General features: G+C 65.4%; 24 protein-coding genes and 1 pseudogene. 9 read left to right on the top strand and 16 right to left on the bottom strand.

Translation table 11 applies throughout. The features are described 5' to 3' along the window. The first annotated feature begins 221 nt into the window (after nucleotides 1-221). The 5 genes from LRP66_RS12515 to LRP66_RS12495 all read left to right on the top strand — a co-directional run bounded on the left by LRP66_RS12515 (nucleotide 222) and on the right by LRP66_RS12495 (nucleotide 6,140). The gene (locus LRP66_RS12515) at nucleotides 222-2,471 is read left to right on the top strand and encodes a S8 family serine peptidase (protein ID WP_230482933.1); all 2,250 of its coding nucleotides are present in this window, start codon (nucleotides 222-224) and stop codon (nucleotides 2,469-2,471) included. A 29-nt stretch (nucleotides 2,472-2,500) separates the two neighbouring features. Further along, on the top strand, nucleotides 2,501-3,160 hold the full coding sequence (locus tag LRP66_RS12510; RefSeq protein ID WP_230482932.1) for a hypothetical protein: 660 nt from the start codon (nucleotides 2,501-2,503) through the stop codon (nucleotides 3,158-3,160). A gap of 175 nt (nucleotides 3,161-3,335) precedes the next feature. Then, the gene (locus LRP66_RS12505) at nucleotides 3,336-3,986 is read left to right on the top strand and encodes a hypothetical protein (protein WP_230482931.1); all 651 of its coding nucleotides are present in this window, start codon (nucleotides 3,336-3,338) and stop codon (nucleotides 3,984-3,986) included. 12 nt (nucleotides 3,987-3,998) lie between these two features. Further along, on the top strand, nucleotides 3,999-4,430 hold the full coding sequence (locus tag LRP66_RS12500; RefSeq protein ID WP_230482930.1) for a hypothetical protein: 432 nt from the start codon (nucleotides 3,999-4,001) through the stop codon (nucleotides 4,428-4,430). Between the two features lie 813 nt (nucleotides 4,431-5,243). Further along, nucleotides 5,244-6,140, top strand: coding sequence for a hypothetical protein (locus tag LRP66_RS12495; RefSeq protein ID WP_230482929.1), 897 nt, complete (start codon nucleotides 5,244-5,246; stop codon nucleotides 6,138-6,140). A 359-nt stretch (nucleotides 6,141-6,499) separates the two neighbouring features. Here LRP66_RS12495 and LRP66_RS12490 read toward each other — a convergent pair whose 3' ends face one another. The 5 genes from LRP66_RS12490 to LRP66_RS12470 form a co-directional block, all read right to left on the bottom strand. Next, nucleotides 6,500-7,843 carry an anti-phage deoxyguanosine triphosphatase gene (locus tag LRP66_RS12490; RefSeq protein WP_230482928.1) on the bottom strand — a complete coding sequence of 448 codons (1,344 nt, stop codon included), beginning with the start codon at nucleotides 7,841-7,843 and terminating at the stop codon, nucleotides 6,500-6,502. Between the two features lie 17 nt (nucleotides 7,844-7,860). Continuing rightward, nucleotides 7,861-8,286: a hypothetical protein gene (locus LRP66_RS12485; RefSeq protein ID WP_230482927.1), complete on the bottom strand. Its 426-nt coding sequence runs from the start codon at nucleotides 8,284-8,286 to the stop codon at nucleotides 7,861-7,863. 280 nt (nucleotides 8,287-8,566) lie between these two features. Further along, the gene (locus LRP66_RS12480; protein ID WP_230482926.1) at nucleotides 8,567-9,160 is read right to left on the bottom strand and encodes a 7-cyano-7-deazaguanine synthase; all 594 of its coding nucleotides are present in this window, start codon (nucleotides 9,158-9,160) and stop codon (nucleotides 8,567-8,569) included. Beyond that, nucleotides 9,157-10,347: a PfkB family carbohydrate kinase gene (locus LRP66_RS12475; RefSeq protein WP_230482925.1), complete on the bottom strand. Its 1,191-nt coding sequence runs from the start codon at nucleotides 10,345-10,347 to the stop codon at nucleotides 9,157-9,159. The genes LRP66_RS12480 and LRP66_RS12475 overlap by 4 nt, the downstream gene beginning before the upstream one ends. A gap of 349 nt (nucleotides 10,348-10,696) precedes the next feature. After that, on the bottom strand, nucleotides 10,697-11,542 hold the full coding sequence (locus tag LRP66_RS12470) for an 8-oxoguanine DNA glycosylase (RefSeq protein ID WP_230482924.1): 846 nt from the start codon (nucleotides 11,540-11,542) through the stop codon (nucleotides 10,697-10,699). A gap of 22 nt (nucleotides 11,543-11,564) precedes the next feature. Here LRP66_RS12470 and LRP66_RS18380 point away from each other — a divergent pair. Then, nucleotides 11,565-11,699: pseudogene (locus tag LRP66_RS18380) on the top strand (helix-turn-helix domain-containing protein); the annotation flags it as partial. A 27-nt stretch (nucleotides 11,700-11,726) separates the two neighbouring features. Next, nucleotides 11,727-11,864 (top strand): hypothetical protein, encoded by a 138-nt coding sequence (locus LRP66_RS12465; protein ID WP_230482923.1) that lies wholly within the window; start codon nucleotides 11,727-11,729, stop codon nucleotides 11,862-11,864. A 185-nt stretch (nucleotides 11,865-12,049) separates the two neighbouring features. Here LRP66_RS12465 and LRP66_RS12460 read toward each other — a convergent pair whose 3' ends face one another. From LRP66_RS12460 to LRP66_RS12410, 11 genes are all read right to left on the bottom strand, one after another. Next, nucleotides 12,050-12,895, bottom strand: a complete 846-nt coding sequence (locus tag LRP66_RS12460; RefSeq protein WP_230482922.1) for a hypothetical protein — start codon at nucleotides 12,893-12,895, stop codon at nucleotides 12,050-12,052. A 2-nt stretch (nucleotides 12,896-12,897) separates the two neighbouring features. After that, complete coding sequence (locus tag LRP66_RS12455) at nucleotides 12,898-13,752, bottom strand: hypothetical protein (protein WP_230482921.1); 855 nt, start codon at nucleotides 13,750-13,752, stop codon at nucleotides 12,898-12,900. A gap of 30 nt (nucleotides 13,753-13,782) precedes the next feature. Further along, nucleotides 13,783-14,769, bottom strand: coding sequence for a CHC2 zinc finger domain-containing protein (locus LRP66_RS12450; protein ID WP_230482920.1), 987 nt, complete (start codon nucleotides 14,767-14,769; stop codon nucleotides 13,783-13,785). 175 nt (nucleotides 14,770-14,944) lie between these two features. Further along, a complete protein-coding gene (locus LRP66_RS12445) occupies nucleotides 14,945-15,529 on the bottom strand; it encodes a hypothetical protein (RefSeq protein WP_230482919.1) in 585 nt (194 codons plus the stop codon). Then, complete coding sequence (locus tag LRP66_RS12440; protein WP_230482918.1) at nucleotides 15,526-16,203, bottom strand: hypothetical protein; 678 nt, start codon at nucleotides 16,201-16,203, stop codon at nucleotides 15,526-15,528. Before LRP66_RS12440 ends, LRP66_RS12445 begins: the two co-directional genes overlap by 4 nt. Nucleotides 16,204-16,251: 48 nt before the next feature. Beyond that, nucleotides 16,252-16,590 (bottom strand): helix-turn-helix transcriptional regulator, encoded by a 339-nt coding sequence (locus tag LRP66_RS12435; RefSeq protein WP_230482917.1) that lies wholly within the window; start codon nucleotides 16,588-16,590, stop codon nucleotides 16,252-16,254. A 116-nt stretch (nucleotides 16,591-16,706) separates the two neighbouring features. Continuing rightward, nucleotides 16,707-17,645 (bottom strand): hypothetical protein, encoded by a 939-nt coding sequence (locus tag LRP66_RS12430; protein WP_230482916.1) that lies wholly within the window; start codon nucleotides 17,643-17,645, stop codon nucleotides 16,707-16,709. A gap of 101 nt (nucleotides 17,646-17,746) precedes the next feature. Next, nucleotides 17,747-19,111 (bottom strand): tyrosine-type recombinase/integrase, encoded by a 1,365-nt coding sequence (locus LRP66_RS12425; RefSeq protein ID WP_230482915.1) that lies wholly within the window; start codon nucleotides 19,109-19,111, stop codon nucleotides 17,747-17,749. Nucleotides 19,112-19,388: 277 nt separating this feature from the next. Further along, entirely contained in the window at nucleotides 19,389-20,405 is a 1,017-nt protein-coding gene (locus tag LRP66_RS12420) for an LLM class flavin-dependent oxidoreductase (RefSeq protein ID WP_230482914.1), read from the bottom strand. A 275-nt stretch (nucleotides 20,406-20,680) separates the two neighbouring features. Beyond that, entirely contained in the window at nucleotides 20,681-21,379 is a 699-nt protein-coding gene (locus LRP66_RS12415) for an anti-sigma factor family protein (protein ID WP_230482913.1), read from the bottom strand. Next, entirely contained in the window at nucleotides 21,376-21,861 is a 486-nt protein-coding gene (locus LRP66_RS12410; protein ID WP_230482912.1) for an RNA polymerase sigma factor, read from the bottom strand. Before LRP66_RS12410 ends, LRP66_RS12415 begins: the two co-directional genes overlap by 4 nt. Before the next feature lie 101 nt (nucleotides 21,862-21,962). Between LRP66_RS12410 and LRP66_RS12405 the strand changes: the two genes are divergently transcribed. Beyond that, nucleotides 21,963-23,243, top strand: a complete 1,281-nt coding sequence (locus tag LRP66_RS12405; RefSeq protein ID WP_230482911.1) for a S8 family serine peptidase — start codon at nucleotides 21,963-21,965, stop codon at nucleotides 23,241-23,243. 69 nt (nucleotides 23,244-23,312) lie between these two features. Then, nucleotides 23,313-24,155: a hypothetical protein gene (locus LRP66_RS12400; protein WP_230482936.1), complete on the top strand. Its 843-nt coding sequence runs from the start codon at nucleotides 23,313-23,315 to the stop codon at nucleotides 24,153-24,155. Nucleotide 24,156 lies beyond the last annotated feature (1 nt).

Here is a 24,156-nt window from a genome sequence, read left to right as displayed (position 1 = left end):
CGCGGTCCTTGCTTCGCGATCCGCCTCGGCATCTTCTGCCTGGATCGCCGCCACCGCAACGACCCTATATGTCCAGGGCGTCCTCGGAGGTCTAAAGACGCTCGCGCCTGTCTCGTTGCAGGTTCTGAATCCCCGGCTTTTGGGCCGGCACCGCCTCGTCAACAGGGGCGGTGCCGCCGGCTGGGAAGCCGATCGGCACCGACGCGAACGGGGACTGGCGCGTGGGTGAACTCATCGGATGCCGCAGCAGGCGGCTCGACATCATCAGGAATTCGGCCGTCGTGTCCGCGACCATTCTGCTCGCCGCGTGCGGCGGCGGTGGCGGCGTCAACACGGCGGGCGGTGTTGCGCCAGCTCCCACCCCATCGGTGACGCCCACTCCGGTGCCGACACCCACACCGACCTCGGCAGCGGATACGACTGAGTACAGGGCGTCGGGTGCCGTGGTCGGCATGAAGGCGGCCTATGCCTATGATCGGGGCATAACCGGCAAGGGCGTGACGATCGCCGTCATCGACACCGGCATCAATGTCGACGAGGCTGAGTTCAAGGGCCGCATTTCGGCGGACAGCACCTCGTTCGACCAGAAGATCGCCCGCTGCGGCACCTGCGACGCGGAGATCGTCCGCTACGACCTGAAGGACAACAATGGTCACGGCAGCGGCACCGCATCGGTCGCGCTGGCGGCCCGCGACACCAAGGGTATGCAAGGCGTGGCGCCGGAGGCGACGCTGCTCGCGCTCAAGATCGCGGGTCCGGACATGTCGAACGTCAGTCCGACGTCCGGCCCCGTTCCCGAAGGCAATGGTCCGAACTCGGCGCTGATCGCTCCCGCGATCACCTACGCGGTCGAAAAGGGCGCGTTCGTCATCAGCATGAGCCTGAACGGCTTCGCGGGCGGCCAGATCGCCATCGAGCAGCGCAAGGCGATGGATCTGGTGCGGACCAGCGACCGTCTGTTCGTCCAATCCGTGTCGAACGACGTCGGCCAGGACAGTTTCGCGGGTCAGGTCACCGAGAACATGGTCGGCACCGACATGACCAACAAGGACTGGTTCCTGTTCGGCATCCGTGTCGACCGGAACTTGCAGGCCCCCAGCGGCAACGGCACCCCCGGTGCGCTGGCGGATCGCACCCTCGCGGTCGTCGCATCAAACATCGACGTCGTGGGCAAGGACGGCTCCATCACGACCGTCACCGGCAACAGCTTCGCGGCACCTGCGATCGCCGGCGCGGCGGCCCTGCTCAAGCAGTACTGGCCGCAGCTCGGCGGCAAGACGATCAGTCGCATCCTTCTCGACACGGCCACCGATCTCGGTGCCCCGGGGGTCGACCAGCTATACGGCGTGGGACTGCTCGACGTCGGGACGGCGATGCAGGCGCAGGCGCCGGCCAGTTCCTTCATCGCTGCGCAGACTGCGCTGGCGAAGTTCTCCTCGCTGACCATGTCGGCACCGTTCGGCGGCACGTCCGTGATCGGCCGCAGCGTCGGCGGCATGACCGTGTTCGACCGCTACGGCCGCGACTACCGGATGACGGCGGCGACCGGCGTCCGCACGCGCGGCACGGGGCTGCTGGCCGGCGGCATGCTCGCGCCGATCGACCCGGCGTGGCTGACGTCCGCCTCGACGAGCACCAACGCTCGTCTCGGCTTCACTTCCACCGTTCCGGATTATTGGCGGCAGGCCCGCCCGAACCGACCGGCTATGGTCTCGTTCTCACCCGTCGCGGGCCAGTCAGTGACGTTGGGCGCGAACGTCGTCGTCGGCGGTAGCGGTGGCGTCGCCGGATCTCCACTGCGCGCGGTCGTCACGGCCCCGGTTGGCATGTCCTCGGCATGGTCCGGCAACGGCTGGTCCGCCGGCTTCTCGTCTGGTTCGTCACGTGACGGACGTGCATCGTTGCGCTCCATCTCCCTCACCATGCCGTCCGGCTTCGGCTTCGAACTGTCCGATCTTGTCGAACGCGGCCGCGTGCTGGGCATGAGCCAGGACGTCGGTGTTGGACAGCGTGGGGCGAGGACCACCATGGCCTCGCTTACGGTGCGACGTATGGTCGTCGGCATCCCCGTCTCCGCACGCGTCACCGCAGCCACCACCAGGGTGGAGGGCGGATCTGACACGATGCGATTCACCGGTCCGGTCATCGGCACCGCCTTCGCGGTGGAGGGCGCACACGGTCTGTTCGGTGGTACCGCGACGTTCGGCCTATCCTCGCCGCTCCGCATCGAAAGCGCTCGCGTCATGATGCTGATGCCGGTGTCGTACGATCTCGTCTCCGGCACGCTGACGACCACGTCCGGGGCCGTCGATCTCACCCCCGACGCACGGGAGCTGGACCTCGAGTTCGGATGGTCCCGTGCGCTGTCGCCTAACTCCTCGGTCCGGTTTGGCGTCGCCCATGCCTTCGATGCCGGACACGTCGCCGGTGCCGTCGACACCGCCGGCTTCGCGACCCTGACCATCCGCTGACCATACCCGATCGGAAAGGAAAACCACGCATGTTACCGACGAAACACACGACTCTAACGCAAGCCGGCACGGTGGCGGCCATGCTCGTGCTGTCCGCCTGCTCGGATACGAAGACGCCGAACGATGCGAACTTCCGCAAGGCGCTGGAACCGATGGTGAGCGACATCTTCTGCCGCACGATCCCGATCCAGCGCATGAGCCTGAACGACGGCCTGACGCAGCCCTTCCCGATCATCGTGCCGGTCGCTCCCGTCGAGGGGGCCGACCCGGACGACGCACGGAGCCGCACGTTGGTCGAGGAGGCCGCACGCGACGGTCTGCTGACGCGCACCGAACTGAACGCACCGGCGAAACGTGCCGACTTCACTCTGCCGCTGACCCGGCAGGCGCTGATCAGCTACACGCCGACGGACCGGGGCAAGGCGTACTTCCGACCTGTCGACGCGAAGACGTCGAGCGGCATGCGCGCGTTTCCGGGGGTCTGTGCCGCCAGGGGCGAGATCGTCGACGTGGTCCGCTGGACCGATCCCGCCGACGCCTTGGGCCGCACGGTGTCGCAGGTCACCTTCACCTATCGGGGTGTCGAACCGTTGCCGAGCCTGCCCGAGGACGTGCGCTCGAAGATCACGCAGCCCGAGGAAAGGACCGTCGCGCTCGTACGGACGAGCGACGGCTGGGAGGCGCTGTGACGGACCGGCGGAAAATGCCGACCAAGGATATCCCGCGATGGTTCGGCACCTCCCGCGCCTCGGATGCTCGCCAGGTCGCCGATGCCGCCGCCATCGTCGGGCCTGTCGCCCCGTCGATGCGCTGAAACGCATCTCCTTCCGACCTTCATCCACCATCTTCCGAAAGAACCACGCCATGATCTCCACCATCGCCGTCCTGCTCGCCGCCGCCATCCCGATGCCGCCGGTCGCACCCATCAAGCCGGCAGCCACCGGTATGAGTCCGTTGAGGATGGACGTCGCGGGCGTCCGTCTGGGCATGCCGATCGAACAGGCCCGGACTGCCCTCGCGTCCGCGAACTACGCCTGCAAGCCGTTCGGCAACGAAGCCGACTTCGCCGCTCGCGTCGCCGCCGAAGTCAAGGACCGGACCCGTGCACGCGGTCCCGTTCCCTACACCACCGGCACGATGCAGTTCGATTGCCGTGGGCCGAATGGCGAGGGCCTGACGATCCACTTCGCTCAGGTGCAGTCGGGCTCCATCGTCGACGACTTCTCGCTCCGCATCGACGGCAGGACGGTGGATCTGCCGGCGTTGCGCAGGCAGCTGGCGGCCAAATTTGGACGTCCCATGGTGGGCACGGAGCTGCGGGGATCGTGGTGCGACGCGGGCTACCGCTGCGGCGAAAGCATCGTCTTCAGCGAGGGGCCGACGGTCATCATCGATACCTCGAACGCCGTCACGATCAACGCCACCCGCGGCACCCGCGCCGAGAAGGCGGACGATGCCGCAGTCATGGCGGCGGCCGACCGGCTGGTACCGAAGAAGACCGGCGCGGCGTTCTGAACGGAGGGGATTATGCGTTTTAAGGCCCTGCTCATGACGATGGCATGCCTCGCTACGGCGGCAACGCCGTCCGCTGCGACCGTGAGGCGGAACGGGCCGCTTCAAGCCACCACCATGCGCGACTGGCGCGCGGCGGGCATGGACGGGACCGGCTGTTACTGGTCGGCCCGAAGGAACGGGCCGGTCCTGTTCGCCGCCAACGGGCGTACGGGCATGACGAGAGTGGCCGGGCGTGTCATTGTCCTGGAACCTGCACCGGACGCGCGCGAACTTTTTCCCTTCACCTACGATGCGTGGATCGCTCTCGGCCTAACGATACGGGTCTTTGACACCACCATTGTGCGGGCGATGGGAGACGAGGCCGTGACGACGGACGCCACCCTCGTCGTCACTCGACCCAATGGCATTAGCCGACTAAGGGGGGCGATGGTCTGCGGTTCATGATCCGGAAGGATCGAAACGGCTCAGGCCCCGAGGCAATCGGCTGTTTGGCGGCGATTAAAGAACAAACTGACCGTATTCGTTCCTACGTTGCCACCTCGTGAATGTTCATCTCCGGATGGTCGACCTTTCACTTGAAAGTGCCTTCCATGCGTCCATTTTGGACCCATCTTCCATGGATGTTTATGATGCCGGTCTCGGCGCCTGCCTTTGCGTAGATCGGCCTAGAGGCCAACGGTGTCCGCGCCGATGGATGAGAGGGAGGCGAGATACGGATTAGCCACTCCATTCCGATCGTAGGCGGCTTGAAGGTGGTTCCGGCTGGAGGCGTGCTCGTTTACACTGAGGACAACGGCCGCTACTATGACAACGGTGGCAACGAACGCTGCCGCGACGGGAACACCTGACGGTACGCCAACAGCGGGCTTTTCGACAATACCGCGATCAAGGCCTGCGGCCGCGTTGAGGCGCTCTACAGTCTGCGGCTCGTCGCAACTTTCGGCGCCAGCATTCGCTTTGGCAACTAAGTCATGCTGTATGGCACGGTAGCTTTCCCCATCGCGCCCAACCTACAGTTGAAGGGCAACGTCGGCGACGATTACTAGGCACTCGGGCTGCGGCTTGGTTTCTGGCAACGACGGGCGGACGGCGGTCAATTTCGGCTGCGATCACAGTCCGTGGACCGGCGGCTGGCGGCGGAAGGAGGATGTCTTGGGGCAGGATAGGACGCGGACAGAGGCGGCACTGGCCCAGAGCATTAGGTGGGGACCGCTACTCGACTTCCTCTTGAAGCTCGCGGGTGCGACATGGGTGGTGATGAGCTTCGTCTCGTCAGTTCTGGTGAACGACTATCTTAGCGTCATCGGGCAGACCGCGGTACCCATCGACTTCACCGGGAGTTGGGGCTCCCTGCTGATCATAGGGGGAGTTCTGACGATCGCCCTCACGGCGATGGCTGCGGTCTTCACCGGCGTCCACCCTCTCATGTCAAGTCTGCATGACGGTGGAGAGATCGCAAGAAGTACGCGTCTCACCTTCCTCGTGGGCGGTCTTGCCGGAACGACCGTCATGGGTATTCTAGTTTTCTTCTCCTCGGCGGTCCTTTTCGTGCTGGCGTCGTCCGTGCTGACTGGTGTGGCCATAGGATCGTCTGTCATCCGGTTCTGCCCGCAGGCCCTTCCGAGGGACAGCTACGCAAAGATGACGGCTCATGTCGGTCTATGGGTGGGCATCGCCACGTTGGCCTCCGCGATGCTCACCGCGGAATTGTACGTCGTCACCAGCATCGTCTTCGAGCCTGTCATCGCATTGGTGATCGCGGCCGGAATGGCCTGCCTCCCGCAGCTATTCTGCTTCTCTGGTCCGTACACGCGATATATCGGTTGGATCGCGGTGGTGTTGGCGTGGTTCGTGATGTTCGTCGCTCCCGGATACCGCATCATCATCCTTTTCGCCCTCCATTGTCTGCATCTTGGCGGAGGAGTGACGGCGTCACCCATTACGTCGGCCCAGTCGTCACGAATCTGCAATCTGGGCACCGCGGAGCGGCCGGTCATCTACTACTCCGCGCCCGGATGTACGAAGACGGTCGCGGTCGCGCGTTTCAAGCAGATATCGCAGATTGATCATCCGGCGCTTCGAGGAGACCTCGTGGCTTGCTGGCGCGACAGCGTCCATAGCTCTGCAGAGAAATGCGGCGAGCCCAAACAGTGACGCGATGATCGTTCTCGGTAGACGTCAACCCGTGACGGCCTCAAGCGGACACCGCCAACCGCGCCAGTCAAATGTTCGATGACAATCACCGCCAGAATGCTGAAGCCGCCTCGGGTGCCAGTACGCGCACGCAGCGACCCAGCATCCGCCGTGCGCGCCAACTCGACTCAATGCGGCACCTGCCGCGTTATGGAAATCACGGCATTCGATGCTGGATCAGGTGCGTCGTGGGGTTTCCTTCGCGGGAAGTCGTTCGCGAGATCCGGCACTATTGGCACCACCACACCATGATATGCCTTGGTGTCGAAAGGGTTCGTAGCGGTAGCGGTGCGATCTGCACGAGTGAGATCAATGTCGCCTCAGATCCGATCAAACACTGATCCCATGCGCGGGCTGAACAGGCGCTCGTAGGTCTTGAGCAGGAAGCCATCGGTCATGCCCGCTATGTGGTCGCAAATCACTCTGGGCTTATCTTCGGCCTTCTCATAGCGTGCGCGAGTGGACTCGGGAAGCAGCTTCTCCGGGTCGGAGGACAGCGCGTCGTGGACCGCGACGACCATGCCTTGGCCTTTGAATTCAAGATGCTGGACGGATGCGCTCTGGATGACCTTAACCATAACGGCATCCTTCAGCGCATCGAGGAAGGCGCGCTGACCGTCTGGAAGCGACGCTCGGTAGCGCAGAAGCGGAGCCTCAAACTCCTCGTCGGTCTCGATCCGAACGTGTGTCACGAAGTGGTGTACCATCCGGCTTATGCACCGTTTCCGACGGCTGTCGTCAGCCAGCGCAGCGATAAAGCCGGCGTGCACGTCGTTGCCGAATTCGTCTGGATAGCGCTCCTTGAGCCGATCAAGGAAGCAACCCGCTACGGTCTCGGGGATCGCCGCCCGCAGGTCTTCCGCGTTCATCAGCCCCATGGCTAGCGCGTCCTCGAGGTCGTGGACGCCGAAGGCGATATCGTCGGCAAGGTCCATGATGCTGCAGTCGAAGGACTTGTACCGGGTCCTACCGTGTTTGCCTGGAATCGCTTCCCAGCTCGTGAAACGAGTGCGATCAGAGGTGGTGAGCGGTTCGAGCAGCCACTCGACGATGTCCTGTTCGGTATCCAAGTAGCATTTGGGTGGCTTGCAGGTCGCCCGATCTAGCAGCTGGACGACGCTCGTATCCTTCGCAAGTCGGGGTGCCCGTTCTGTATCCGGATCGCGGATGCTGAGATAGGGCGCCGGATATTTGAGGACACCGAGCATGGTTCTCCGCGTGAGGTTCGCGCCGGCGTTCTCGGAGAAACGCTCGAGACGGGCCAGGATTCGCAGGGTCTGACCGTTGCCCTCGAACCCACCGGCGTTCCTCATGACGTAGTTCAGGGCGTACTCGCCGCCGTGTCCGAACGGGGGATGGCCAAGGTCATGCGTCGCGCCGATCGCTTGGATCATCGCTAGCTCCGGAATCCAGTTGAAGGCCGGATGTTCCGAACAGTCCTTCACCAGCTGGCGAGCGAGCCCGCCGGCGATCTGCGCAACCTCGATCGAATGGGTGAGCCGGTTACGGTAGAAGTCGCTGTCACCCAGATTGAGGATCTGGGTTTTTCCCTGCAGGCGTCGGAAAGAGGCCGAGTGGATGACGCGCGCATAGTCGGTGGCGGGACCGTCACGTGCGTCCTCCTTCTGAGGATTCCACTTCTCCCTTCGGGCCGCCCAGATCATTGATGCTTCCACGCTGCTCATCGCCCTGAATGGTCCCGTGCTGGATCTGCGATTCCCTGATCGGCGGGCGGGCGGCTCCCGATGTGGACGGCGCCCACGCCTTTGACACGAGCCGGCAGCCCGCAGCTCTGCACGATCTCGTCGCCGTGACGGCCTAACGGGACTGCGGTTAGGCCGAGCGCTTCCGCAGTCAGGCACAGGATTGCCGTCATCGCGCCGGCGTCGCGCCAGAGAAGCGTTTCATGGTTGACGTAGCAGGCGGCGAGCCGGGTCGGGTCCGCAAGAAATTGCACCGTCGTGCCTGCGACGGCTCCTGTCAGCTCTGAGACGCTTGCAGCGTTCAGGCGGATCGTCTCCGAGGCGTCCCGAGGTGGTCGGGCCATGGAATGGACGGCATCGTCGTAAATGCCGACGTCGTCGTTTGTGTCGAGGGGGATCGTCATGAGGCGGATCGGATGAATGCCACCGGCGGAGGGGCCAGGTCGGCTCTCCCACTGGCCGAAACGCCCATCGAAGCGACGTTCGCGAAGCTGCGTCACGTGCCAGAGTAAGGAACTGAGTAGTGCCGGTGGAACCCGGTCACCGACTCTGGACCGCCGGGAAGCCAGGACATTGAAGAAGTCGATAGGCGTTACATGGACGTGAGACGGTAGCGGATCGACACCAGGAGGCGCGAACAGAATTCCCGGCCTGTCGCCTACGGAGCGCGGAAGTGGTTCAGCGTCAGTATGGATCGCCATACAGTTCCTCCATGACCTGCTGATGCTTGTAACACCCGCGGCAGGCGCCGCATGCGATCGCGGACGTATGGCAGCTGTGCGCCCAGGCAAGCAGATCGCGTCCGATGCCGGAGGTGCGCGCGAGTGCGGTACTGGTCAGGTCCAGCGCCGGGGCAGTCACGCGAAGCCCGCCTTCCTGCATCCGGAACAGCTGGTCGAGTATCTCGTAGAAGGGCGCGGTCCCGTCGACATGAGTGCTGTCCGAGGCGACCGAGCCAAGCAGCAGCTCCGTCGCGCCCAGGGAGATCGCTCTCATGCCTGCGAGTGTCGCGAGGAGCTGGTTGCGGAACGGCCACCATTCCGACACTGGTGCGTCGGGGAGGGGGGCGGTGCCCGCCATGTCACCGGAACCGAGTGCGGAACAGTCCGCCGCTACGACGGCGTGGTCGATCCCGAGTAGCATGCAGACGTGCCTGGACACGGCGACCTCAGCCGCTGCGGCACGCTGTCCATAATCCACGGTGATGGCGAATTCAGGTCTCTTCCAGAACGCGAGCGCGACCGAATCCACGCCGCCGGAAAGCAGAAGGGCCCTCAACGCAGCTGCCATACCGTCTGATAGATTGCCGAAACGACATCGGTGACGATGTGGCACCCGGACCCCACCGGCATCTTCATATCCTCGGGACGCATGTTCTGCGCGAGAGCGACGATCGGAATGCCCCGAGCTGTGGCATAGCCGATCTCGAAGATTGTGCCTGCATCGCCGCCATTGAGTACGGCGAGAACGGCGTCGCATACGTCCAGCGCTGCCAGATCTAGCGGTGCAACGTGCTCCGCGCTCCCGGGCCCGACGTCGTGGAAGGGGGAAAAGACATCGACGCCGGCGGCGAGCAGCTGATCCCGCAGCTCCTCGACCAACCACAGTTCTGCCAGATTGAAGAACGGAGCGGCGATGTACACCCGCCCAGGTGCGGACCGGACCGGCGCGGGCTTCAGGTCCACGAGGTCAGCTGCTTTGGCGATCGGCAGGGACATGGTTTCGCAGTAGCGCGACGTCGAGCGTGAGGCGAGGTCGGTGGCTTCGGCAGGGCTGCGCCCCTCGACCGCCCAGAATTGGGTGAACGACGCCGAAAAGACGTCTCCGGACCCCAGCTTGAACACGCTGGCGCTCCGGTAGGCAGGGACGAGGGTTGAGCCGGAATTGGATGCGACCAGCGCCCCACGACCACCGCGCTTGACCACAACCACCTGCGCGTCGCCGCGCGCCAGCAGAGCCTCGGCAGCCGACGTGGCGTCCGCTTCGCCGGTGAGGCACGTGGCCTCGCGCTGGTTCAGTATCAGGGCGAGCTCGTCCGCCGCTGAGCCGTTCTCGCCGAATGGGCGGGGGTCGAAGGCGGACTGCGGATCGTAGACGGCGCGCCGCGCACGGATGCGGGCGGTTCCCTCGAGCATGCCGAACCGGAGGACTATGTCGTCCTCGACCTCGATCGGCGGTTGTTGATGCACGGCGTCGGGCCGGGGGACGATGCGCGGTACCGCCAACGAGTGCGTGTAGTCGAAGGTGATCGCGAACCCGACCGTTGGCCCATCCACCTCAAGGCCGAACGCAGCTTCAAGGTTGGCCAGCCCGTCGACCAGCTGGTCACTCCGATACGTTACGAGGCGCACTCCGGGAACCGCCCCGCTCATCGCCGCGGCGGCTCTGCCCGCCGATCCGTATACCTCGCGCCAGCTGGGCTCGATGCAGCGCTCTAGATATACGCCGCCGACGACAGTGGTCATACGGGTTCGATCCGCAGCTGTACTGCGCCGCCGGAAATACTAAGAACGACAGCTTCGTAACTGTAACCCTGCTCGATGCAGTCTATTAGATAGAGATGCCCGAGGAAGGTAAGTGACCCGGCAACGACACCCGCGGAGTCCCTTACCTGAAGGATCGCTCGTCCTGTGCTCTTGTCAAGGTGAACATAAAGACGGTCGTTTATACGCAGTCGCGCCACCACCACGGGTTGCGGACTGTTGAGCGGTGCCGTCCGCACGGCATTGCATGATGGCGTGGGCGTGGGTGTCGGACTTGGGCTTCCACCGGACATTGCTGCGTCATCCTCCCTTTAGGACAACGTAGAAGGCGTTACTGGAGCAAGGTCAATTGAATTGGTGTAGCACCCCGTGGAAGAATGATCCGTTCTGAATTAATTCCTGGTGGAACGAAGGACGCGATCAGCGACAATGGAAGTTGCCGCATCGTCATCCACATGACCGAGTCCAGGAGGGCGGCGCGCGACCCTATCGCGGCAGCGAACTTGAGGTATGCCGCTTCCATCAGGCCGTATTGTCGCTCGACCCGCCACCCTGGCTCGAAGAGATGAAGCATACGGGCGGCTCTGACGATATGGACGTCGAGGATCGAGACGCGGTCTGATTCCCGCCAGTTGCGTACGATCCACGAGGCGGTCTTCGGTCCCACCCCTGGAAGGGCTGTGAGCGCATCGCGGAGGTTCACGTCATCCGCCTCCTCGTCGACTGCAGCCAAGCCCGCAAGCGCGGCCGCGACATAGCGTCCCTTCTGGGCCGCAAAGCGATAGCGCACTTGTCGGCCGGCGACCTGAAGGGGGGCGGACAGCAGCTCCGTCGCAGCTGCGGTGCATTCCAGGCGGGCGGGGTCCTCGCGATCTACTGCGTTCAGTCTTTCGTAGGCGGCAAGTCCCACTTCAGCTGGAATGCCGTAGCCCCCGAGGAGGCATGCCAGCAGCTCTTCCCGTAGCGTCCTGCCGAGTTTGTAGTGGGTGGGGTACTCCTCCCCCCACATCCATGCCTGCGAAGCCCAATAGGCGGGACTGCCGATCTCGTCGGCTCCGCCCCATTCAAGCCAGCCGTTGCCAACGCGTTGGTTCGGCGGCGGCAGGTGCATCGACTTCGTCTCACCACCGATGATGGCGATGATCTTTTGATGGGACGATGCGGTAGACGAATGCATATATGCATTTTATCATGCATCGATGATACCCTCAACACCTGATTCGGCGATTTCGGTCGAAGTCGCCCGACGCCGTTTAGGCAGGAGCCAGGCCGAGATTGCCACTGCCTTGGGAATAACTCAGGGCCACTACAGCAAGGTGGTGAAGGGACGGGTGCCGCTCTCACCCGCTCTCGAGGGCCGCATGAAGGAATGGCTCGAGGAAGGGATGCAGCCGCTGATTGTCGACTCCAGCGCGCATCGGATGCGCGAACTTGCGGTGTCGATCCGTATGCAGTGCACGGAATTAATGCATATCGCCGAGCGCGTGCTGGGACCGTAGAGGATCCGCAGTTCGTCTTAGAACCTACAGGCATGAAGGAAATAGCTGTCACTGCCATCATCGGATGGCCAGAAAACGCGAGCGCCGCCGATAGTATTACGGGATGAGGTGCCCGACTATTCATTCGGAGGACAGGAGGGGCGATGCGACGAATGATGTCGCACCGCCCGCGAACCGCTCGACGACTACTCCCCGTGTGTCAGGAGGTTGGAGCTCACCGACCCTACCGCCGCACGCGATCCCATGTTTCCAGCCGCCATATCCGAGGAAATGATGGTCAGCAGGTGACGGGTCAGCGCCGCTCCGCCGCCCCGATAGGCCGCACGCGCCCATTCGTCCCACCGATCGACGTGGTCGCACAGCCAGTCGAACAGGTCGTTGCGGATCGCCTCGTTCTCGAACGCGACCGTCCATACGGTACGCGCGACTCGCATGCTCCGCTCCTCGGGGTGGCAGACGAGGACGATCGTCGGCTTGTCGGCGATCGTGCGCCGGACGAACCGGCTCGGCCATCCGGCGGACACCTCCTCGACCCGCACGCGGCGATCCTCACCGATCTCCGGGCCGTCGATGGCGTCGTTCAGCGCGGCGACCGAGGTGCGCCCGAGCGGCTGCAGCGCGAGGTTCACCGGTCTGGTCGCTTCCAACATCCGGATGACGGCCATCCCCTCCTCGGACACGTCACCGTGTGCGGGATCGCCGGAACCCTTGTCCGCGATGAATCCCATGCTGTACAGCCATTGGAAGACGAAACGGCCGAAGGGGACGTTCCCGCCGTAGATGTCCGTCGCCTCGCTCTTGCCGAGCCGCCTGTGGAACGCGCGGGCGACGAGGGCGGCATGGATCGTCTCCATGATCGCCTCGGTGATTTCCCGACTGTGATCGCCCATGCCGAGCCGTCCCCGCCAGAATGCGTCCCTGATCGAGCGGAAGCGGTTGCCGTGTGCATCGACGAACGGCGCGGTGGTGTTGACGTAATCGACCGCGAGGTGCTCGCCCCAGATCGGCCCGGCGGTGTTGGTCCTGTCCATGATCAGCCCCTCTCTGCGCCGAAGTTGATGCCGACGGGCGGCACATCGACCGCATGGGGTTCGGGCACACGCCCCTCTTCGATGGCGCGCAGCTGCATGGCGAGCGACATGCACTGGTGGTACACGTACGCCTCGTCACGGTAGACCTGTTCCAGCAGCCCCGCCTGGGCATCGGCCATCGACCCGTGCCCGATGCCGTTCGGCTGCGGCACGAGGTCCCCCGCCTTGTCGCAGGAGAAACCGATCCACCAAGCGTCGTCATGGTCTGCCGCTTCGTTGGCGAATACGCGCTGCGTCTGTCCCGCCGGAAGCAGACTCTCGGTGACATGACAGATCGAGACGTGCTCCGGCTCGTACTTCTGGCATGGGGACGCATAGTCGATCCCGCCGTGCGCATCGACGCCGACCGCCCGGATGGATGACCGATCGAAGCCGGCCAGCGGGTGATCGGGGCCGACGCCGACGTAGCCGCACAGGTTCAGCATCAGCGGCGAGCGGCGGATGATGATTCCGTATCCGGTGTCGGCGTCGGTCCAGGCGATCTTGTCCGCCTCCTGCGACCACGGGCCGGCCTCGGTGGGGCGCAATGCCGACACGCGGTACACGGCCTCCGCGACGACGAGCCGCCGCTCGAAGCGGACGGGCACGTCCCGCTTGACGACCAGCGCGTTCGACGACGTGCCGGTCGTCGTGATCGCCGTGGTGTTCTTCTTCTTACCCATGTCGATGTCCTCGTTGGGCGCACGTCCGAGACGATGCGCGGATGGTCGATTACTCTGGTCTTCGTCGTCGGCGTTCGGCGGATCGCGGGCATGGCCCGGGCGTCCGCCGCGGCCGAGTCCGGCTGCGACGCTCATGTCGTCCTCCTTCGTGATCGGACGGCCTGCTCAGGCGTGGAGCAGCAGCCACTCCTCGTTGAAGTCCTTGCCCGCACGCGGGAACAGCTCGTCGGTCACGATCCCCCGACCGCCCAGCGCCTCGCGCGTCGCGGCCACCGCCGCCCTGCCGGACTCGTCGGCGTCGCCGCACACCGTCACATGCCAGATGCCGCGCGGCACCTCGACGTGGCGGAGGTTGGCGTCCCCAAACGCCGCCCAGACCGCAACACCGGGGAACATCAACCTCAGCGACAACGCATCCTCAACGGCGCTCGCCAGCATGATGCGCGGCGCCACCGGACCCAGCCTCAGCGCCGCACCGCGCACGCGACCGAGACTGAGCCGGGGCGATCCGCCGCGCATCTTCCTGCCCTCATGGTCGAGATAGGTACGCTGGATGCCGACGATCCTGCCCTGCGCGTCCTGCGCGGCGGCGATCATCGCCGGATGGCGCGGACCTTCGGCGCCGTCCTCCCGCCAGTAGCGGGGCGTTCTGCCGTAGCGGATGCTGCCGGGCACGGAATGTCCGATGCCGCGGCCCATCAGATACGTCTCGACGATCGTCCCTTCGCTCGCGGTCGCCCTACGCCATTCGTCTCTGGCCCGACCACGGTTCGCCGCTCTGGTCGCCGCATCCTGCTTCCTGACGGCGGCCCGCTTAAGCCCCGCATGCTCAGCTCCGACCAGCCTGCGGCATGCCTCCAGGAAATCCACCTTGTGGATGCGGGACAGCAGGTCGATGGCGTCGCCGTGCTGCGCGCAGCCGAAGCAGTGGTACACGCCCTTGTCTTCGTTGACGGAGAAGCTGGACCGCTTCTCCTGATGGAAGGGGCACAGTCCCCGCATCTCGCTGCCGACACGCTTGAGGTCGGTAGCCTCCGCCGCGATCTCCACGATCGACACCTCCGCCTTCAGCCTGGCGGTGTCGACCGACCCGTCCGCCCTGACGTAGCGTGCCGGCAGACCGACGGTCCACACGTTCGATCTGTTCTTCATGTCATGATCCTTCTCGATCTCACGTCACTCGCGACGCTCTCGGTGGATCGGGGGCCAGATTTTCCTTCTGCCCTCCGCTTCCACCGCTTTCCTCGAAACCTCCGCGACGGCGTCGTCAGGCGGTGTCGCGAAGACTTCCCGTTGTTCAGCTTCCCCGGGAAGGGCGCTGCCACCGTCAGCGCTTCCCCGGCCGCATGCCGGGTTCCGACAGGAGTAGGGCACACCACCGTTCGATGCCGGTGGCCATGATCTCGGCGTCGGCGTTTCGGTCGGAGCATCCACGATCATACAGGCCGAGCAGCACGTCGAGGTCGGGCGTTCCGGCGACCTCCAAGGCGGATCGTCCGGCGGCGCGGATGCCGTGGAAGTTCCACGCGATGCGGCCGGTCGCGGGATCGGCTTCGGCCAGCCGCTTCTGGATCCGGTCGAGCCTGATGTGCCTTCCTTGCAGTGGAACGCCGCGTCCCGCCGTGACGGCCTGACCAGTACCCCCGGCAGAACCGGCGACGGTCAGCACGAGCTTCATCGCCGGAGCGGGCAGGTACAGCCTCCTCGTCCTACCGCCCCTGGCCGGCACATCGGTGAAGCCGGTCCCCCAGTCGATCCGCTCGATGTCGATGCCGACGGCCTCCCATGGAAGACACAGGCACATGATGCAGAGCTGCATCACCGTACCCAGCGGGGCCGGAATGATCTTCGCGCCACGGAGGAGGATGCGGACTTCCTGAAGCGTCGGCGCGATGGGGCCGACGCCCGTCACGACCAGTATCCCTTGTCCGGACGATACTTCCAAAGATCGCCGAAGCGGCCTTCGCGACCGTACGCGGCCAGCATCCTGAACGGCGAAGCCGGAGGGAGACCCAGTCGATAGGTCCACCAGTCCGCACCACCACGCTGGGAATGCAGGCGGGTCAGGCGTGCGTTGCCCTCGAGAACCTCGGTCCCGAGCCCCGCTTGCGCCGTGGCGATCTCAAGGGTCATGCCGAACTCCAGCATGTCCTCGAACATGGCGTTCCTGATCGCTTCGAACGTCCAACCCGACGGCGTCCGCACGATGCCGTCGGCGGCGAGCTCCCTCGCGTAGTCCAAGGTGTCCGCATCGATCGACAGCGCGTCTCCATACGCATCGATGACGAGCGGTCCCTCCGTCCTGGCGCCTGCAGCAGCGGACACGGCAGCGGCGGCATCCATGCCGAGCGCCACCTCGGCCATCGTTCCCGACGGCGTGGACAGACGTAGCAGTCCGAGTTCGCGATCGATGTCCTCGATCCGCGCAGCTGCGATGGCTGCGGCATCGCATGGGATGAGCGTGGCGATGCGGAGAACGGCGAGCGGCGCGACCTTGCTGGACAACGAGGCGTCGTGCAGGTCGCGGATGTCGGAGGCGGCGAGGACGCAGGTCGACGCGCCTCCGTCACGGGGGACGGTGGTCATGAAATTACCTCTTCAATTTGGTGAGCCGCCGGTGATGCCGGCGCGATGTCAGCGGGCCGCCCAGTGCTCGCTGGTCGAGGCGGTGCTGTTCACGCGGATCCAGCGTCGCAGTTCGCGGACCGAGTATCTGACCGCACCCGACGGATACTTGACGAAGATGGGACCTCCGCCCGCGACCCTCTTCTTGTCGAGCGTGCTCTTCGCGAGCCCGACGATCATCGCCGCCGTTCTGACGTCGACCATGGCGTCATCGGAGAAGCCGCCGGCGGGTATGGCGTCTGCGGATGCCGGCGGATCGATCATGGGCGGCGTGACGGTCGCCGACGGCGTGACGATCGGCGGAGTGAACGCGCCGATGGTGTTGGAGAAGGCAACGATGTACGTCATCTGTGTCCTCGCTGTACCGGCCGGAAGTTGGCCTCTGCGAACACAAGACATCTTTATGGCGACCGCGAATATCCGGGACCTGCGGCGAAGAATCACAAATGTCCCGGGGTTTTTCCTCAGGTTTCCTTTTCTTCAGGGGCTTCGACGTTGCCGTCCTGCTTCTTCGGTCGGCCGGGCGGCGTCTCGATCTTGGTTCGGGCAATCGCCCGCCGTCGGGCGTCCAAGAACATGTTCATGGTGAAGTCGGTAATCCCAGATGCTCTGACTGCGTTCTCGAGAGCCGCATGGGTCCATCGCCGCTTCTTATCCGCCTGTATCGAGGCGCACATTATATCGACCAGCATTTTCCGGCGTTCGGTGGGGCTCGGGCGTCCCGGTGGCGGCTCGTGCGCCAATTCGTTGAGCAGCGGCGTCCAGTGCGTCGGAAGGAAGGTCCGTATCACGTCGTCGAAGCCCGACGGCTCGAAGTAGATCAGGTGGTCCGGGCGCGAGTCCGTGTCGCCGGGGCGGTCGTACACCAAGCCGCAGCGTGCGAGACGGGCCAGCCTGTCGTCGATGTCCCATGCGAATTCAGGAGGATCCTTCATCGCCGTCCCGCCGCCGATGGGACGCACGAACGTGATAAGCCGGTTAGTCGCGGCGGCGGTCGTCAGCATGTCGGCGATGATACGCGCCACGCGACGGCTTGTGTCGCGAGACGAGTCCAGCCACGTCGCTTCACTGTACGCCTCGTTCCAATCATCCTGATCGACGGAAGCGCGCTGCGCCGGAAAAGGGTGCTCGAAGTCGCCGAAATGGGCGTAGGACCAGACGATGCCGCTCTGGGCGAGATGCACCTCCGGTACGGGTGACCCATCGGATAGGAATGCCTGTTCCGGCGGCACCAGCGATGGCGCAGGGTCCGCTCCTGCATCGGTGAGGCGATCCTCCGCGATCCAAGGGTAGCACAGGATTGATGACGCGCGTGCCGCCGCCTCGGCCATGTAGAGTAGATCCGATACCGGCGTGAGGCTATGTGCCGACCAATCGGCTGGAAATTCGTAGTCCTTCTGCAACGTCGAACGCCCCCTCGACCATGATCTGTATGCAGGCGCGAGAAGATGGGCACCCATTTCCTCACCCCACAAGACTGCACAAACGATCCTCGGACGTCTAGTCAGGCGCCGTCGGTCCGGTCCTCTCCTTCATCGTCGCTCTTCCAGCCCGCCGTGAACGCCTGGTGCCTGCGTTCCACCTCCTTGCCCACCATCCGTTTCAGGAAAGTGCCGCCGGGCCAGTGAGCGGAAGCACCCATCAGCGCATCGACATGGTCGTTCCACGCCCGAAGGGCATCTGCGACTTCCGGTACGTACTTGTCTTGCTGGTAGGTGCGCTGAACCTTGGAGGGCGGCTTGTGGTTGAGCATTGCCTCGATGACGTGCGGCATGATCGAGAAGGGCTTGCGTTGCAGAGCGGTGGATACGGCGGTGCGCAGGTCGTGGATGGTGAAATGATCGATGACGGTGACCTCGAATCCGTCCTCGACAGCGAATTCTATACGCCGGTGCATGTTGGCATTCAGTACCTTGCGTGCGCTATGGGCGATGGCCGGTCTGATGCTGCCGCCGCGTGCAAAGACGAGCCCCGTGCGAAGGGCGGCATCGGGCTGCTGTCGCTCAAGCAGGGCGCGGACCTGCGCAGGGAGGTGGATCGTCTGCGCGACCTTGTTCTTGGATCTCGCCTTGGGCAGGTTCCAGATCCAGACCTTGTTCGAACGGTCGATCTCCGACCACGGCAGGTCGCTGACCTCGCTGCGGCGTTTTGGCACCCGCAGGAGCATCTCGTACTGGTCGCCGCGGGCATCGTGCATGTCGTGCGCCGCCATGAGGAAGATGCGCAGTTCGGTTTCGGAGAGCACCCGATCCCTTTCGTTCGGCTGAGGGACTTCGAGCGCCCGCAGCGGCGATTTCACGATCGCATTGCGCTTTTCCGCGTCGTAGAACATGGCCTTGACGTAGGTGTAGAACCAGCGGCCCGACGCACCCGTCTCCTTTTGGATCAGGAGGCCGGCTTCCTCGACCTCTTCGAGCGTGATCCGGTCCATGCGCTTGTCGCCCAGCTTGCCGACGATCTGGTTCCGGATCGTGCTCTTGTTACCTTCGGTGAAGGGGGCCTTCGACCGCTCCTTGCGATCGATGAAGCCTTCGGCATAGTTGCGCACGAGCAGGGCATCGGCGGCCTTCGCTTCAGCGATGGCCTCACGTTCGCGCATCACGGGATCGATGCCCTGGCTGCGCTGGTATGCATAACCTCGAGCGATGTCGCGCGCCTGCACGCAGGTCATCACGACCCTCGTACCGATCTTCTTGTAGCGATACTCCTGTCCCGAGCGATATCGATAGACGAAGGTAGGCACGCCCTTGGAGGTTCTGTAGACTCCGAACCCCTTGACGACCCTGTCCCAGAGATAGATCTTCGTGCCGCTTGGCTTGCTGTTGACAAGTTCCTTGATAGCCATGTCGTTGATGTTGACGTCGTTCAACGGTGCCTCCTGGGTTCACTGGGGGCACACTTATTGACGGAAATTCGCGGCGAATGTCACACACGGACGGCAACCATGAAATTAGATAAATCACTGCTATCGTTACGGATTGATACGGTCGGATACACGAGGAAACGATTTAGTTGAGAAGTCGTCTCTCAGATCTTAGCCTACGAATCTGAGGGTCGGACGTTCGAATCGTTCCGGGCGCGCCATTTCCCATTTTGATTTGCTGGCACAAAATTGGCCCCGGCTGTCCGCCGAGGCCCATGGCTCGTCATCGCCAGCCGAGCGCCGGGGCGATGTGGCGCAGGATGTTCTCGATCACGTGCGCGTTGTACGCCACGCCGAGCTGGTTGGGGACGGTCAGCAGCAGCGTGTCGGCCTCCGCGATCGCCTCGTCGGCGCGGAGCTGTTCGATCAGGCGTTCTGGCTCTGCGGCGTAGGAGCGGCCGAACACCGCGCGCATATTGTCGATGACACCCACCTGATCCTGGCTGTCGTCGCGGCCGAAATAGGCGCGGTCCTGGTCGTTGGTCAGCGCGAAGATCGAGCGTGAGACCGACACGCGCGGCGTGCGCTGATGCCCGGCGGCGGCGAAGGCCTCGCGATAGGCGCGGATCTGTTTGGCCTGCTGGACGTGGAAGGGCTCGCCGCTCTCATCGGCCTTCAGGGTCGAGCTTTGCAGGTTCATGCCCTGCTTGGCGGCCCAGATCGCGGTCGCGTTGGAGGCCGAGCCCCACCAGATCCGTTCGCGCAGGCCGTCCGAATGCGGCTCCAGCCGCAACAGGCCGGGCGGGTTGGGGAACATGGGGCGCGGATTGGGCCTGGCGAAGCCCTGACCCTTGAGCAGGTGCAGGAAGACCTCGGCATGGCGACGGCCCAGATCGGCATCGGTCTCGCCCTCGGCAGGTCCATAGCCGAAATGCCGCCAGCCATCGATGACCTGCTCGGGCGAGCCACGGCTGATCCCGAGCTGGAGGCGGCCGCCGCTGATCAGGTCCGCCGATCCGGCATCCTCGATCATGTAGAAGGGGTTCTCGTAGCGCATGTCGATCACGCCGGTGCCGATCTCGATCCGCTTCGTCCGCGCAGCCACCGCCGCCAGTAGCGGGAAGGGCGAGGCGAGCTGCTGCGCGAAGTGGTGGACGCGGTAATAGGCGCCGTCCGCCCCCAGTTGCTCGGCCGCGACGGCGAGGTCGATCGACTGTAGCAAGACGTCCTGCGCCGAACGCGTCGCTGATTGCGGGGAGGGCGACCAATGGCCGAAGGACAGGAAACCGATCTTTTTCATGGAACCCAGATAGGTCACACGCGGCCACGATGCACCCATGAGGCGGGGTCATGCCGTGAAACGCACGCTTTCCGAAAGCGGGCTTTTCCGGCGGCTTGGGTCCCCAGGGCCGATCGACATTCAGCTTATTCTCCCCTCACCCAGCTCCGACTAGGCCTTTGCTTTGGCAAAGACCAAGTCTGCGCAACCCTCTCCCCTCTACGAGGGGCGAGGGAAGGACAGGCATAGCGGAATGTCGATCGGCCCTAATCCTCACGGGCGCTGAGCGGGCGGGATCAGTGGGTGCGCCAGTCCCTGGCGATGGCGGCCTTTTCCCCGGCGGCGTCGAGCGGCATGTCGGCCATCATGTTCTGCGCCGCGACCATCAATTCGGTGTCCGACGATCCGGCCTGCGCATAGCCGCCCCGCGCCGATGGCACATGCCCCGGCATCGTCCGGCGCAGCGACCAGCCGCGCGGGTCGCGGCAGGCAATGCCATCGGCGGCGGCCGACTGGAACACGCGGCAGAAGCCGTTATCCTCGGCCCGGAAGCTGACGGCGATCCGGACCGGACCGTCGCCACCGCTTGCCTGCCGGTCGAGGGCGTCGGCGAGCGAGCCTTGCGCATAGAGGCCGTGCGTGGTGGCCGAAACCGGTCCCTGATCCGCCTGCCGACCGATCAGCACGCCGACGACGAGGCACGCCGCCATCGCCGCCGCCGACCGCCAGACGGGGCGCGACAGGCGCGAGCGGGGGGATGATCGCGGCGACAGGGGCACGACGTTGCTCGACAGCATGGCGGCCAGCCGATCGGGCACCGGCTCTTCGCCGATCGGGGCATAGGCCGCCGCGAGGCGTGCCTTCAGGCGGCGGTGGCGCGCGACGTCCTCGCCCAGCGCGGGATCGGCGGCGATCGCCCGTTCGACGCGCTTGGCGTTCAGCGGATCGAGCACGCCATCGGCATAGGCCATCAGCATTTCGGGTTCGATCGTCATGCCGCTTCTCCCAGTCGTGCCATCAACGCCTGTCGCCCGCGCACCAGCCGCGAGGTCAGCGTGCCCATCGGTATGTCGAGGATTTCGGCGGCCTCCTTATAGGCCAGTCCCTCGACCAGGACGAGCGCGACCGCCTCGCGCTGTTCGTCGGGCAGCGTCCGCATCGCGGCGTCGACCTCGCTCAGCGCGACGCGGGCCTCCGCCGCGCCCGTCGCGCCGACCGAGAGCCCGGCATCCTCGCCGACGAAGGTCTGCGCCGCGCGGGCGCGCGAGCGGGCGGTGTCGATCCAGGCGTTGCGCATGATCCGGTACATCCAGCTATCCAATCGTGTCCCCGCCTGCCACGAGCCTCGCGCCAGCAGCGCCTTCTCGATCGTGACCTGGCAAAGATCGTCCGCGTCCGCCGCATCATGGGTGAGCGATCGGGCGAACCGCCGCAATCGCGGCAGCAGCGCCAACAACTCCTGTTCGAATGCAGCCAAGCGTGGTTCCTCTATGATGGGGATGAAACGGATGACCCGGATCGTTTAATCCCTGCTCGACTGATCTATGTCAGCATATGTGTTCGAGTGGGAGATCCGAGTTGAGCAAGCGGGGGTTTCGGTTTCTGTGCGCGGCCGCCGTGTTGGCGGGTTGCGCGCTGTCCGTCGGCAATGCGCGCGCGCAGCTTGGCGGGGGGCTGCCATCGCTGCCGGGTGGGTTGCCCTCGACGATCGGACCGGTCGTGGGCGGTGTGGTCGATCCGCTGCGGAGCGGCGTCGACCGGGTAGCACGCACGGCGGCCGAAACGCTGAACACCGTCCGCCGCACGGCCTATGCCCAGCTCGTGCGCGATCACCCGGATGCCATCGCGCTCGATCCCAACGGTTTCCCCGCGCGCGCGGGCGAGGTGGTCGTGGATGCACCGAGCGAGGCGGTGCTCGGCGCGGTCGTGGCGCAGGGCTTTACGGTCATCGAGCGCGACGACGTGCTGGGCGTCCCCTTCGTCCGGTTGCGCGTGCCAGGCGGATTGTCGCTCAAGAAGGCGCTGGCGCTGATCGAACGGCTCGGCGGCGAGGCCAGTGCGGACCAACTGCATCTCCCCAGCGGCATCGCGGCACCCGTCACGGGCGGCATCGCCGTCGCGCGATCCGGGGGCATGGCGGTGACGGTCGGCGTGATCGATGGCGGGGTCGAGGGCGCGACGCTCAGCCGCGGCTTCGCGACGGGTGCGCCCCGGCCCGACGATCACGGCACCGCTGTCGCCTCGCTGATATCGGGCAGGGGGCCTGTCCGTGGCGCGCTGCCCGGCGCGCGGATCGCATCGGCCGATGTCTATGGCAGCGATCCGGCGGGCGGCAATGCGACGGCGCTCGCCAAGGCGCTCGGCTGGCTGGTGTCGGAGCGGGTGCCGGTCGCGACGGTCAGCCTGGTCGGGCCGCACAATCCGCTGCTGGCGCGGGTCATCGCGGCGGCGCAGGCGCGTGGCCTGATCATCGTCGCGGCGGTCGGCAATAACGGCCCCGCCGCGCCGCCCGCCTATCCCGCCTCCTATCCCGGTGTCGTCGCGGTGAGCGGGGTGGATGCCCGCAACAGGCCGCTGATCGAGGCGGGGCGGGCGTCGCATATCGACTATGTCGCGCCTGGCGCCGACATGCTGGCGATCGGACTGGGCGGACGGCGGATGACGGTGCGCGGCACCTCCTTCGCCGTGCCCCTGGTGGCGGGCCGGATCGCCGCCGCCTATCCCGCGCTCGATCCCGGCCGGGTCGGCGCTGCGCTTCGGTCGGTCGATGGTCAGGCAAAGGATCTGGGCGCCCGGGGTGCAGATAAAAACTTCGGCCGTGGAATGGTTTGCGGAGAATGTCGCACCCCATCCCAATAATTTTCGATACCGTACGGATTAAACCGGCAGGCGGTGCCGTTGTCGTTCCAGAAGTTGAGGAGAACGATGATGAAGAATATTCTAGCTGGCACCGCGATCCTTGCCCTCACCTTGTCGGCCGCGCCCGCATCGGCGCAGTTGCTGGGCGGTGCGGGTGGCCTGAGTGGTCAACTCGGCAGCATGACCGGTGGACTGACCGGATCGGCGACGGGATCGCTCGGCACCATGGCCGATCAGGGGCGGATCGCGACCGATACCGCCAGCCGCACGCGCGGTTCGGCGCGCGGCGACCGCAGCGTCGATCTTCGTCGCGGTCGGGTCGCTGCGTCGGGCGAGGCCTCGGGGGGCTCGACCCTGGACAGCGCGACGCGGATCGGCCGCGCCTCTGGTGCGGGTAGCGGTTCGGCATCCGGCTCGGCCGGCGGCGGCGTCGATGCGCAGCTCGTCGGGACCGATACGGTACGCGCCGTCGCGGGGCGGGGCGTGAATGCGGTCGGCAACGCCGCCGGGCGGGTTCGCGATACCGCGGGTGCGGTCGGCGAGCGGGCGCGGGGCACCGCCGCCAGCCTGACCGATCGCGCGGCGAACAGCAGCGCGGGCGCCGCCGGTTCGGCCAGCGGTTCGGGGTCGGGCCTACTGTCGGCGGCGAGCGGCACTCTGGCGCTCTCGGGCAGCGGCGCGGCACAGGGTGGGGCTTTCCCGGTCAATCCGGGCATGGCCGTCACCGACGCGAAGGGTCGTGCGATCGGCGCGGTGCAGTCGGTCCGCACCAATGCGCAGGGCGCCGTCGAACGGGTGCTGGTCAAGGTCGGCGACCGCGTGGCCGATCTTCCCGCCGCCAATTTCTCCGGCTCGGGCAGCGCGCTCGTCTCGGCGATGGGGCAGGGTGAGGTGAAGCGCGCGGCGGACTGAT

Source organism: Sphingomonas sp. Leaf21 (assembly GCF_916858675.1).
Classification (GTDB): Bacteria; Pseudomonadota; Alphaproteobacteria; order Sphingomonadales; family Sphingomonadaceae; genus Sphingomonas.
This window is presented reverse-complemented; position numbering and strand designations above follow the sequence as displayed.